Source organism: Micromonospora sp. IBHARD003 (assembly GCF_056106285.1).
This window is the reverse complement of sequence record NZ_JBWBBX010000001.1, coordinates 3,985,661-3,998,321: the sequence shown is the minus strand read 5'-3', so window position 1 is coordinate 3,998,321 and position 12,661 is coordinate 3,985,661. Positions and strand designations below refer to the sequence as shown.

Annotated in this window: 6 protein-coding genes; 2 read left to right on the top strand and 4 right to left on the bottom strand. The window is 73.5% G+C overall.

Annotated features, from left to right (window positions below):
• Positions 1-92 precede the first annotated feature (92 nt).
• Positions 93-1,574 carry a hypothetical protein gene (locus tag ACTWOL_RS17725; protein WP_474297709.1) on the bottom strand — a complete coding sequence of 494 codons (1,482 nt, stop codon included), beginning with the start codon at positions 1,572-1,574 and terminating at the stop codon, positions 93-95.
• Between the two features lie 855 nt (positions 1,575-2,429).
• Here ACTWOL_RS17725 and ACTWOL_RS17720 point away from each other — a divergent pair.
• Positions 2,430-4,589, top strand: a complete 2,160-nt coding sequence (locus ACTWOL_RS17720) for an asparagine synthase-related protein (RefSeq protein WP_474297707.1) — start codon at positions 2,430-2,432, stop codon at positions 4,587-4,589.
• Positions 4,590-4,780: 191 nt separating this feature from the next.
• Here the strand turns inward: ACTWOL_RS17720 and ACTWOL_RS17715 are convergent, their stop codons facing one another.
• Positions 4,781-5,872, bottom strand: coding sequence for an IS630 family transposase (locus tag ACTWOL_RS17715; protein WP_474296322.1), 1,092 nt, complete (start codon positions 5,870-5,872; stop codon positions 4,781-4,783).
• Positions 5,873-6,101: 229 nt separating this feature from the next.
• Between ACTWOL_RS17715 and ACTWOL_RS17710 the strand changes: the two genes are divergently transcribed.
• Positions 6,102-9,455, top strand: a complete 3,354-nt coding sequence (locus ACTWOL_RS17710; protein WP_474297706.1) for an AfsR/SARP family transcriptional regulator — start codon at positions 6,102-6,104, stop codon at positions 9,453-9,455.
• A gap of 99 nt (positions 9,456-9,554) precedes the next feature.
• Here the strand turns inward: ACTWOL_RS17710 and ACTWOL_RS17705 are convergent, their stop codons facing one another.
• Together ACTWOL_RS17705 and ACTWOL_RS17700 are read right to left on the bottom strand one after the other, a co-directional pair.
• Positions 9,555-11,588 (bottom strand): sigma-70 family RNA polymerase sigma factor, encoded by a 2,034-nt coding sequence (locus ACTWOL_RS17705; protein ID WP_474297704.1) that lies wholly within the window; start codon positions 11,586-11,588, stop codon positions 9,555-9,557.
• Positions 11,589-11,806: 218 nt separating this feature from the next.
• The gene (locus ACTWOL_RS17700; protein ID WP_474297703.1) at positions 11,807-12,562 is read right to left on the bottom strand and encodes a TetR/AcrR family transcriptional regulator; all 756 of its coding nucleotides are present in this window, start codon (positions 12,560-12,562) and stop codon (positions 11,807-11,809) included.
• Positions 12,563-12,661 lie beyond the last annotated feature (99 nt).

Sequence of the window (12,661 nt, the reverse complement as noted above, 5' to 3'; positions counted from 1 at the left end):
CCTCCGATGATGCACTGGCCCGCCGACAGCGGCGTCAAACCAGCCCGGAGCGCCGGATGGGGTGCCGTGGGTCACTTCGCCCCGGGGGCGGCTCACGCCGGCGCCATCAGCAGCGGCCGGGCTCGCTCCCGCAGCTCCGCCACCCTCGGCTCGTCCCCGTACGGCTCCAGCCGGTGCAGCAGGTCCCGGACGTATTCGGTCGTACGCGCGGACGAGATCCGGCCCGCGACTTCCACCGCCCGTGTCCCCGCCGCGCAGGCCGCGTCCAGATTGCCCGATTCCAGTTCGGCGACGGCGCTCACCACGAGCCGCAGCCCGTGCGAGCGTACGTACTCGTCCGTCGGCCGCGACAGTGCCTGCTCGGTGAAGCGGCGCACCTGGCGTGGTGCCTTCAGATCGCGGTAGCACTCGGCGGCGTCGGCGGCGAATCGGTCGTACGAGTAGAAGCCGAGCCACGACGGGTCCGCGTCGCCCTCGCGGGCACGCTCCAGCCAGCTTTCCGCGGCCCTCAGCGCGGCACCGGCCGCGGCCGCGTCGCTCGCCTTCGCGTGCGCCCGCGCCTCCACCAGCCGGAAGAAGCTCATCGTCCGGGCGGTGGCCAGTCCGCGGTTGCGCTCCACCGCCGCCTGCGCGAGGTCGACGCCCTCGTCGGCGAAGCCCCGGTAGGTCGCCTGCAGGGACATCGACGCCAGCACATACCCGCCGAGCGGCACGTCGGCCGCCGCCCGGGCCAGGCGCAGCGCCTGGATGTAGTACCGCTGTGCCGCCTCCTGCTGTCCGGTGTCGAAGGCCATCCAGCCCGCCAGCCGGGTGAGTTCGGCGGTCGCCCCGAACAGTGCCCGGCCGACCTCGTCCGAGTACGAACCGAGGAGCAGCGGCGCCGCGTCGACGCGCAGACACTCGGGGACCATTGACGAACGCCAGTCCCCGCCGCCGTACTTGGAGTCCCAGCGGCGGGCGTCCTCGGCGGCCTCGCGGAGCTTGGCCACATCGGTGTGGCCGACCCGGACATGCTCTTCGGACGGGTTCTCCGCGGTCGTGCCCTCGGGGCCGCCGTCCGCGGGACGCTCGTCGGCGCGGCCCGCGGGGCGCGCCACATCGCGCTCGACCGAAGGGTCGGCGGGCGTGATCAGCCAGCGGGAGGCCGGGGTGGCGTAGGCGCTCACCGCGAACGATCCGGCCAGCGACTGCCAGATCCCGCCGCCTCCCGCGCGCCGCCCCGCCAGATCGAGCCGGTAGAGCTCGGTGGCCGCCTTCACCGCCTCGCCCACGTCACGCGGGAAGGCGAGCCCGACCTCGGGTGCCGGGTCGGCGTCGGCGAGACCGATCTCGTGCAGCGGCACCGGCCGGCCCAGCTTCTGTCCGATGGCGGCGGCGATGAGATGGGGCGCGGCGCCCTGGGGCACCATGCCCTTCGACACCCATCTCGCCACCGACGTCTTGTCGTAGCGCAGGGTCAGGCCGCGCTGCGCTCCGAGGTCGTTGACGCGCCGGGCGAGGCCCGCGTTGCTGATTCCCGCGAGGGCGAGAACGGTGCCGAGCTTCTCGTTCGGCCCGCGTTGCTCCCTGGACATGCGCCACCCCTCGACACACAGACGGCCGCCGGGGCACCCGGTGCGGGCGCGCGGCATTCGTACTGCGTTCTCCCCTGGAGGCATGGCATCCGCCGGCGGCTCCACCGTGGGTCCCCGGCCCGCCCGCAAGAGCGTGTGGCCGAGCCCCTCGGAATATGCCCCCCGCGGAGAACAGCAGTGCCACACAGCGTAGTTCGCCGGATCCCGACCGTTAAGAGGTGGTGTCCCGTATGGCGAGATTGTGGTGGGTTCGGTGCCGGGCCCCGGATCGTGCGCGTGTGCGCGAGCCGCGCTCGGCCGTGCTCCCGCCGTGTGGCCGTGCGCCCGTCCGTGCGCTCTCGCCCGGTCGTGGCGGCAGCGCTTCGATGAGTCCTGCGTGGGTCGGCCCACTGGCACAGGGATCCAGTGGGCTGGGGGACACCGCCGTCTCAATCCCCGCGGGCGGCGGACCGGTCCGGGAGGCGGCGATACGTCTCCCGGGCCGTGCGTGCGAGCGGGTTCCCGGACCGGTGTTCGGATTCCGGGTGTTCGGAGAATGGCCGAATGCCGCCCTTCCGGGGGCGGTTGGGTGCGTTCCCCGGGGGTGGCTCCGTGCTTCCTCCGGGAGCGTGCGGCGAGGCCCTCGCCGGGAGCGTGCCGCCGGGCCGCCGGGGGTGTGCCGCCGGTCCCCGCCGGGTCGTGGTCATATGGCCCATGCCAGGGGCGCGTTCACTTTTTGCGTACGCGACCTGGAGACACTCCTGCGCGCCGTTGTCGTGGCAGCATGTCCTCATCGGTGTGTGTCGAATCGGTGTATCGGATGTACCGAATCGCGCGTGCCGGGCATGAGGGTTGTCCACAGGCTGTGGAGGCGCGATGCGGTGGCTGGTCGGGTGGAGCAGTATCGCCGCAAGCTTCGGCACGGCGGGCTCCGTCGGATCGGGAAGACCGGGCCAGGGCGCACCGCCGGGACCGGGCGCCCCGCCGGGCCAGGGCGAGGAGCAGCGCACCGTGCACCCCGTGGGCGCACAACTGCTGTGGGGCGACCCCGATCCCCTCTGGGCCGTCGGCGACTGGCGGCCCGACGAGGTGCGCGTCGTCACGGCCGACGCATCCGGCGGCTCCATCACCCGCCTGGCCGTGCTGGGCTGTTGCGCGGCCAGTGACGAGGAGCTACGGGTGGGGCTCCTCGCGGCGCGCGGCGGCGCGCTGCGCCATCTCACCTCCTGGGCCGGCAGCTACACGGCGGTGGTGCAGATCGGCCGCCGCATCACCATCACGAGCGATCTGGCGGGCGCCCGGCCGGTGTTCTACACGCCCTGGGCCGGCGGAACGGCCTACGCCACCGCCGCACTGCCGCTGGCCGACCTCATCGAGGCGCAGCTCGACATCGGCCATCTCGCCGCGCTGCTGGCCTGCCCCGAGACCCCGGAGGCACTGCGCGACTCCACTCCCTACACCGGTGTGAAGCGCATCCCGCCCGGGCACGCGCTGATCCTCAGGGAGGGCTCACGCGAGATCACCGGATACGAACCGGTCGCCTCGCTCGCCGTCGCCGCGCCCCAACTCGAGGACGACCGGGCCATGGACGCGATGCGGGACGCGCTCGTCGATGCCGTACGCGCCCGGCTCACCGCCCCCCGGCACGCGCCCGGGGTACTGCCGCCCGACCCGGGCCCCGTACCCGGCATGGGACCGGCCGACCGCCGAGCGGCACGGGGCGCGCCGGCTCCCGGCATAGGAGCCGACCTGTCCGGGGGGAGCGCATCCGCGACCCTGGCCCTGCTCGCGGCGGGGCTGCCCGGAGTGCCCGGCACGATACTGGGGCACGGCACCGGCGCCGGTGAGCGGCTGCTCGCCGTCACCTTCAACGACCTGGCCGCCGGCGAAGGGCGGGAGGCCGAGCTCGAACGGGCCCGGCTCATCGCCGAGAACCCACGGCTGCACCATGTCGTCGTCGCCGCGGGGGAGGAGGCGCTGCCCTACGCGGACCTGGCCTCCGGACCGCTCACGGACGAGCCGGGACCCTCCCTGGTACTGGCGGAACGCCACCGGCGCCGGCTGGCCTCGGGCAGCGCCGACCATTTCACCGGACTCGGGGCACGCCAGGTCCTGGACGCCCATCCGGCCCGGCTCGCCGACCTTCTGATGGACCGCCGACGCCGACCGCTGCTCAAGCCCGTCTCGGCACTGGCGCGCGCCCAGGGGACACCGGCCGGGGCGCTGCTCGTACCGCTGACGGTGTACCGGGCGGCGCGCAGGCTGGCACGTACGCCCTACCGTGCGGGGCTGGAGTCCGCGGCGGCCCATCTGCCGTCGGCCAACCGGGCCGTGCCCTCGGTGAACGGTCCGCTCGGCGCGTCCCTGGCCGCCCTCGCCTGGTCCCGCCCGGGGCCCGCGGCGCGCTGGCTCACGGGGGAGGCACTCGCCGAAGTATCGGTTCGCCTTCAGGCCGCGGCGACCCGGCCGACGCCGGTGCTGCGGCCGGGCGAGGCCCGGGCCCGGGCGGCGCTCGCCCGCCATGCGGCGGACCACCGGGTGCTGGAACAGGCGGCCGAGGTACGCAGTCAGCGGCTGCACGCGCCGTTCCTCGACAACCAGGTCGTCCGGGCCGCCCGCGATCTGCCCGAAGCATTGCGGGTCCAGCCCGGCGCCCGGGCGGCGGTGCTGCGGTCGGTCCTCGCCGGCGCAGGAATCCACGACCTTCCGCCGGGCTGGGGCGCTCCGTCCCAGGCGGCCTCGACGGCGGCCACCCGTCTGGGGCTGCGGCTTGCCCTGCCGGAACTGCTGGCGCTCTTCGACACACCGCTGCTCGCGGACGCGGGCCTGGTGGAGGCGAGGGTGGTCCGCAAGGCGCTGCGCGCGGCGTCGGAGGGCGAGCCGGTGCCGCTGGACGGCCTCGCGGAGCTGGTCTCGACCGAGCTGTGGCTGCGGCGCCTGCTCGCGCGGCGCGGCACCTGCTGGACGGGGACGGCGGCGCCGCGGAGCCGGGCGGTCGCGGCGGGGGTACCGCCGAAGCCGAGCTTGCGGGGGTAGGGGGCTTCTGCCGGATCTCCGCGGCGTCGCGACGCCCGGCACGCCCCCACGGCCTTACGGCGTGGGAGGTACCCCCACTCGCCGCACCGGCCGAAAGCCCAAGTACGTCCCGTACGAGGGCTTCCAACCGGCACTCCGAGAGCACGCACCGGACGCCGCTCCTTCCTCCACGGAGATCCATCAGAAACCCCCTAGTGACCTGAGTCAGAGATTCGTCGGCAGTAGGCGGCGACTTTGTCGAGGATCTCGTCGGCGGTCTTCGTCCAGACGAATGGCCGTGGGTTGGTGTTCCAGTCGGTGAGCCAGGTGCGGATGTCGCGTTCGAGGGCCTGGACGGAGCGGTGGACGCCGCGCTTGAGCTTCTTTTGCGTGAGTTCGGCGAACCATCGCTCGACCAGGTTCAACCAGGACGCGCTGGTGGGGGTGAAGTGCAGGTGGAAGCGAGGGTGAGCCAGGAGCCACTGCTTGATGGCTGCTGTCTTGTGGGTGGCGTAGTTGTCCAGGATCAGATGGACCTCGAGGTCCGCGGGTACCTCCTTGTCCAGCTTGGTGAGGAACTTCTTGAACTCGATAGCACGGTGACGACGGTGGAGGGAACCGATGATCTTGCCGGTGGCCACTTCCAGGGCCGCGAACAGGGTCGTGGTGCCGGCCCGGACGTAGTCGTGGCTGCGACGCTCGGGAACGCCGGGCATTATCGGCAGCACGGGCTGAGACCGGTCCAGAGCCTGGATCTGAGACTTCTCGTCCACGCACAGGACCAGGGCCTTCTCCGGTGGGTCGAGGTAGAGACCGACAACGTCGCGGACCTTGTCGATGAAGTATGGGTCGGTGGACAGTTTGAAGGTCTGCGAGCGGTGCGGAGCCAGGGCGAACGCCCGCCAGATCCGGGAGACCGTCGACTGCGACATCCCGGTGGCGGCAGCCATTGACCGGGTCGACCAGTGCGTTGCGTTAGCCGGCCGCTCTTCGAGCGTCTTGACGATGACCCGCTCGACATCAGCATCGGTGATCTTCCGCGGGACGCCTGGCCTCGGTTCGTCGCACAAGCCGTCCAAGCCTCGCTCCAGAAAGCGACGCCGCCAGGTACGGACCGTATCCGCAGCCACCCCCAGACACCGCGACACCTCCGAGATCGAGTGCCCCTCGGCGCACTCCAGCACGATCCGCGACCGCTGGGCCAGAGCCTGAGCCGTCGTACGCCGACGCACCCACCCCAGAAGCACAGCCCGTTGGGCATCAGTCAACAACAGCGGCGGGATCTTCGGTCCAGGACGACTCACACCGAACTAACGAAGAACCTCCGACTCAGGTCACTAGGCGCGCGCTGCGTCGGCAGCGCGGGGTGCGGAGTGCGTGGCGCGGGGTGCACAGGGGCGCTGCAGCTGAGGCTGGCCGACACCTTCGAGCGGCTCGGCGACCCGGCCGCCGCCCGGGGTGCGCTCGCGCACTCCGGGGCCGTCCCCCGGAAAAGGCCGAGCCCCCGCGAGGACCCTTCGCGACAATGACCCCGTGCGGTATCTCATCCTCGGCGTCACCGAAGCGCGCGACCACTGTGGTCGACCCCTCCCCGTCGGAGGCGCGAGGCTGCGGGCGCTCCTCGCGGCGCTGGCCCACCGGGGCGGCCGCAGCGCCTCCGTGACGGAGCTCGTCGACGATGTGTGGGACGGGGACCCGCCCCACGACGCCCCCGCCGCCCTGCAGGCACTCGTCGGGCGGCTGAGGCGCGTCCTGGGCAAAGAGGCCGTGGAGTCCACCCCCGGCGGCTACCGGCTCGCGGCCACGCCGGACGACATCGACCTCCATGTCTTCGAGCACCTCGTACGCACCGGCACCGCGCAGCTCGACGCCGCGGACCCCGCCGCCGCGGCCGCCACGCTCCGTCAGGCGCTCGCCCTGTGGCGGGGCCCCGCCTTCGCGGACCTCCCGGGCCGGCACATCGGTGTGCGCCCGGAGGCCCAGCGTCTGGCCGCCGTGCGGCACCGCGTCGAGGCCGATCTCCGGCGCGGGGACACCGCCACCCTCGTACCCGAGCTCGGGGAGCTCACCGCTGCGCACCCCTACGACGAAACCCTTCGCGCCCAGCTCATCCGCGCCCTGCGTGCCGAAGGCCGGCACGCCGATGCCCTCGCCGCGTACGAGGAAGCCCGCCGTGCCCTGGCCGACGGCCTCGGTACGGACCCGGGGCCCGAGCTCGACCTGCTGTACGAGCAGTTGCTCGAACCGGCCAGGGTGCCGCGCAGCCCGGACCCGTCCTCGGCGACCACCGCCCCCGGCGGGCCACGCACCCCTGACCCGCAACAGCCCGAGGGCAACCTCCGCCCCCGTCTCACTTCCTTCGTGGGCCGCGGTCCCGAACTCCTCGCGATCCGCGGCGATCTGACCCGGTCGCGGCTCGTCACCCTCATCGGCCCTGGCGGGGCCGGCAAGACCCGCCTCGCCGAGGAAGCCGCGGGCAGTCGGCACAGCTCCCCGCCGCACCCTCACACCGGCACCGCGCACACCGGCGCAGACCCGCACCCCCGCACAGACGCCCCGTACGCCCCACACGCCCCTGCATGGCTCGCCGAACTGGCACCGCTCGACGACCCGGCCGCCGTACCCGGAGCCGTACTCTCCGCCCTCGGACTGCGCGAGACCAATCTGATCACCCGCGAGGGCCAGCCGCCCCACGACGACCCCACCGCCCAGCTCGTCGAACACCTCGCGCACCGCAGCCTGCTGCTCATCCTCGACAACTGCGAGCATGTGATCGACGCGGCCGCGGCGCTCGCCGAGACCCTGCTCACCCACTGCCCAGGCTTGCGAGTCCTCGCCACCAGCCGCGAGCCACTGGGTGTGCCCGGCGAGTCCGTCCGCCCCGTGGACTCGCTGTCCCACGATTCGGCCCTCCGGCTGCTCGCCGACCGCGGCACTGCCGCCAACCCCCGTTTCCGCGTGCAGGACGATCCCGCGGCGGCTGCCGAGATCTGCCACCGTCTCGACGGTCTGCCCCTCGCCATCGAGCTCGCCGCGGCCCGCCTTCGTCTGCTCACCCCACGCCAGATCGCCGACCGCCTCGACGACCGCTTCCGGTTGCTCACCAGCGGCAGCCGTACCGTCATGCCCCGCCAGCAGACCCTGCGCGCCGTCGTCGACTGGTCCTGGGAGCTGCTCGACGAGGGCGAACGGTCCGTGCTGCGCCAGGTGTCCGTCTTCTCCGGCGGCTGGGACCTGGCCGCCGCCGAGGCGGTCACCGGTACACCGGACGCCGCGGCGCTGCTCGGCGCCCTCGTCGACAAGTCCCTGGTCACGGTCGCTCCCGACGGCGCCGGCCAGATGCGCTTCCGGCTGCTGGAGACCATCCACGAGTACGCCGCCGAACGCGCCGGCGAGACACCGGAGCTCCTCGAGGCGGCCGAGCGGGCCCACACCGCGCACTTCACGGCCCTGGTCGAGCGGGCCGACCCGGAGCTCCGGTCCGGCCGGCAGCTCCCGTGGATCCGGCGGCTGGAGGCCGACCTGGACAACATCCGTGCCGTCCTCCACCGCGCCACCACCGCCGATGGGCGCGAGGGCGACGCGGTCCGCCTGGTCCTCGCGATGGCCTGGTTCTGGTGGCTGCGCAACTACCGCCCCGAGGGGCTGGCCTGGGTCGACCGGGCGCTCTCGGTCACCCCCGACCCGGGCGACGAACCCGACGATCCCCGCTACTGGCCCCGTCTGCACGTGAGCATGCTGCAGCTCTTCCTGGGTTTCGAGGACCAGTCGAGCGCGGACTTCCTCAAGGACCCGAACACCCGGAGCACCATGTACCGGCTGGGGGCCGTCTTCGGCGCGGGCGGGCCTGCGGCTGCCCGCTTCCCCGGTCTGATGTGGCCGTTCACCAGCTATCTCATCGACGGGCCCGACAACATCCTGCCGACCCTCGACGCCGCCGTGCTCAACTGCCGCCGCCACGGCGGGGACTGGGAGATCGCGGTCATGCTGATGTTCCGTACCCATCTGGCCATCGACCACATGGGCGGCCTCGCCTCCGTCGACGACGACCTCGCCGAGCTGCGCGAGCTCAGTCGCAGCGTCGGGGACCGCTGGCTCCGGTCCCAGGTGCAGAGCGCCGTCGCCGAGGCGAGCCTCATGCGGGGCCGCTACGACGACGCACAGGCCGCGTTCGCCGAGGCACTGGGAATCGCCCGCGAGGTCGGGGCCCTGGCCGAGGCGCCGTTTCTGCTGGCGCGGATCGCCGATCTGGACTTCCGCCGGGGGGATACGGAAGCGGCGGAGAAGGGGCTGGACGAAGCCGGCGCCGAGGCCACGCACCACAACGTCCGCGACGCATTGGGGTACATCGACTATCTGCGCGGCGTGATCACCCTGGAACGCGGTGAGACGGGCCGGGCCCGGGAGTTCGTCGGCGAGGCCCAGCGGGCGTGCGCCGGCGGCACGCCTCCCCCGCAGTTCGCGGCGGTGCTCGACGCCCTCGCGGCGCGGATCACCGTCCAGGAGGCGGAGCCTGGTGGAGTGCGGGACGGGGCGTCGGAAAGGGTCCTGGTCGGGGCGCGCGGGCTTGTCGCGGCCCTGCGCAGGGCGCAGACAGCCCGTTGCTCGGAGATCATCGTGGCCCATCTCGCCGAGAGCGCCGCGACCGTGCTGCCGTTGCTCGGTGAGGACCGGCTCGCGGTGCGGGTCGTCGCCGCGGCCGGTGCCTGGCGGGCCGGTCTGCACCGGTCGGCCCCCGAGCGCCGTATGACGGATGCGATCGAGCTGAGGACGCGGACGGCGCTCGGCGACGAGGCGTTCGCGGCCGAACAGGCCGTGGGAGCCGGGCTCGGCATCACCACGGTCATCGAGGCGCTCGAGGCGGCCGTGGCCGGCGACAATCCTTAGGGGACTCCTGGACTCCTGGACTCCTGGACTCCTGGACTCCTGGACGCCCGGCGTCGGACGAGGCGGTGCGTTCAGCCGCGGCGCAATCGCCGGTCGTGCTCAGCCGCAGCTGATGCGTGCCAGCGCCCAGTCCGCCAGCGCCACTGCGCCGAACGGCGTCCGGGGCTCCACGGCCAGCCGGATCGTCCGGTGTCCCGCGATGCCGACGCTCACCGGGACCGCCGCGTCACCGCGTCGCATCACCGGTGACTGCCACAGCCGTGTCCCGTCCCCGTACACCGAGAAACGCACCGAGCCCCGGCCCAGGGTGGCATCGTCGACACCGGCCAGCGCATCGAAAGCCCTGCACGGGCGGTTGAGGTCGATGGCGACGGACGACCTGGCGCGGACCGAGATGCCGTGCTCGTACCGCGTGCCGCCGACCGGCAGGTCCGTGCGCTGCCACAGCCAATTGCCCGTGCCGAGCCGGATCTCCGGACCGGTGGGGCGGCCGAACGTCCGGTACGCCAGTCGGTTGACGTGGTAGACGACCGGCTCGGCCGCCGCGGACGGCGGTGCGGGGACCGGGGCCGGTGCCGTGGGCCGCCCCGGCCCGGGCCGGGGCGACGGCTGAGCGGAGGAGGAGGGCCGTGAGGCGGGGGCCGGGGCGGTGGCGGGTGAGTGGGCCACGCCCGCACCGCGCGACGGCTCGCCGGGTGAGGCAGACGCCCGCGGCACAAGTGGGGGAGCAGACGAGGGAGGGAGCTCCGGACCCTGCGACGGCGCTGAGCCTTCCGGTACGACGGGCTGTGTGGCAGGCGGCTTCGCCTTCTGCTCGGGCAGGGCGTTCTCCGGATCGGCCGAGAGCAGCCAGACGAGCGCCGCTGCCGCGGCGATGCCCGTCACGACCGCCACCAGCCCGGCCTTCGCCGGAGCTCCCAGTACCCCCGCCGACACTGCGCCGCCCTGTGCCCCCGTGCCTGCGGAGGCTCCGGTCCCCGCCGCCCCACCGGACGTTCCGGTCGAAGCGCCCGACGCTCCCGCACCCGCGGCGGTGCCTGATCCACCGGCCGCGGCGGCCCCCGAGGCGGCAGCCACCCCGGCACCACCCGCCGCGATCCCGGTGGCCTTGAGCGTGTACCCGGCGGCGGACCAGCCGATGACCGCGACCGGCAGCACGGCCGGAATCCTCGCGTTGACCTGCTCCAGCTCACCCGCGGCCAGCCGGCAGCGGACGCATTTCTCCAAGTGCTTGCGCAGACCGCGTTCGGCCCGCATCCTCAGGCGGCCCCGGGCGTACGCCCCGAGCCGGTCGGCGTACTGCGCGCAGTCCCCGCCCGCGGTGAGTGCGGTGCTCACATGCGCCTGCAGATAGGCCTGTCGAAGCCCTTCACGGGCCCGGCTGGCGAGGACGGCGGTGGCATTGGCGCTCAGTCCGAACAGCGGTGCCACCTCTCCGGGCGACTCCGCTTCGACGGCCGTGTGCCAGAGCACCGCCTGCCAGCGCTCGGGCAGTGAGCGGAAGGCCCGTACGACCAGAGACTGCTCCGCCTTGTGCATCGCCCGCACGTCCGCGCCCGGATCGTGGCTGCCGGGCGCCGGCGCATGGGACGGGCGAGCGGCCTGGTCGGCGAAGACGGCGAAGTCCTCGACCAGCTGCTCCCGCTTCGAGGTCCTCGCCCAGTCGGCGGCCACCCGTCGTACGGCCGTGAGCAGATACGCCCGCACCGCATGCTCGGGTCCGGCGCCGACCCGCACCGCCTGCAGCGTGCGCGTGAACACTTCCGCGGTCAGATCGTCCGCGGTGTGCTCGTCGCGGCAGCAGCTCCGGGCATAGCGGCGCACGCCCTTGGAGTGCCGGCGGAACAGCTCCGCGTAGGCGCTGTCGTCTCCGTCCCGCATCCGCTCGATCAACGCGGTGTCGGACGGCGGCGGTTCGAGGACGGTGGCCTCGCCATCGGGTCCGTCCGCCCCCGCCCGCTGCGGCGGCACCTCGGGGCCGGGCCGCCTCGCGTGTGCGGGCCCGGAGGTAGCTCCGTCCCTGCGCGGGCGGCCCGGGCCGCCCCCCTGGCTCGGGATGCGTCCGCGGGGCGGGGTGCCGGCCTGCGGCCCGGTCGTACCGCCGAGTGGTTCGTCGCGACCGTCATTGCTCATCGAGGAAGCCCCCGTACACACCCCAATAACCCGAACATCGGCCCAGAGTGTCACAGAGCGGCATCCATCAGGACGCACTCGTCAGGCATCCACTCATCCGTGGAAACCTTCCGGAACCCGGCGCGAGCGTTCACTCGTCTGGGGCATGCTGAGCGGATTGGGCAGGCCCGGCTCGACTCACCCTCCTCCACCGGCGGAAGAACCCCCGCCGGTTGCCGTCACATCGGCCGCGACCGCAGACCCTCCAGCAGGATGTCCAGCAGGCGGGCCGAAGCCGCCGCCTGCTGCGCCGCATCCGGCAGTGACGGAGCCGCCGTGGCTATCACCAGCAGCACGTCGGCAACGGTGACATCGCTCCTCAGCTCACCCGCGGCCCGTGCGCGGTCGACGAGCTGCCCGACGACCTCCAGCAGCTCCCCGGCTCCGGCGTCGATCCGCTCGGCCGACGGCTCCACGGCCGGCGGCCGCAGCGCCCCGACCACCCGCAGATCGGGCTGTCCGGCGAAGCCCTGCCGCTGCTGTGGCACCCGCGGCTCTGCCTGGCTCTCCCGCCCGATGTCCTGTGCGCCGCCTAGGATCTCGGGGACGACCGTCGAGTCGTCCACGTCCACACCGACCCGCAGCACATGCGGGGGCAGCAGCCGCCCCGCTCCCGAGGCGACCGAAGTGCGCAGGAAGCGCGAGAGGGCCGACCACGGCTCCTCCTCCTGGCCCAGAGCGGCACGTGCCTGCTCCGTGAGCCGGGACGTCTCCTCCTCGGCTATCCGCCGCACCAGCACGTCCTTGCTCGGGAAGCGGCGGTAGACCGTGCCGACCCCGACGCGTGCGCGCCTGGCCACGTCCTCCATCGGCGCGCCGTAGCCCAGCTCGCCGAACACCTCGCGCGCGGCGCGCAGTACGTGCTCGAGATTGCGCTGCGCGTCCACGCGCAGCGGTGCCGAACGCCTCGTGGCCCCGGCCATGGAGCCGGTCACAGCTCCCGAAGCCCCGGCAGCCCCCGCAGTGGTCGCTGCCGAGGTCACCGGTCCCCTCACCGCGTGCCCACTGCCGTCGGAAGCGACAGCGGTCTGCCA

What these genes read in the sequence shown, in the direction of transcription:
- ACTWOL_RS17725 (WP_474297709.1), bottom strand. Translation starts at nt 1,574, where the DNA reads ATGTCCAGGGAGCAACGCGGGCCGAACGAGAAGCTCGGCACCGTTCTC.
- ACTWOL_RS17720 (WP_474297707.1), top strand. Translation starts at nt 2,430, where the DNA reads ATGCGGTGGCTGGTCGGGTGGAGCAGTATCGCCGCAAGCTTCGGCACG.
- ACTWOL_RS17705 (WP_474297704.1), bottom strand. Translation starts at nt 11,588, where the DNA reads ATGAGCAATGACGGTCGCGACGAACCACTCGGCGGTACGACCGGGCCG.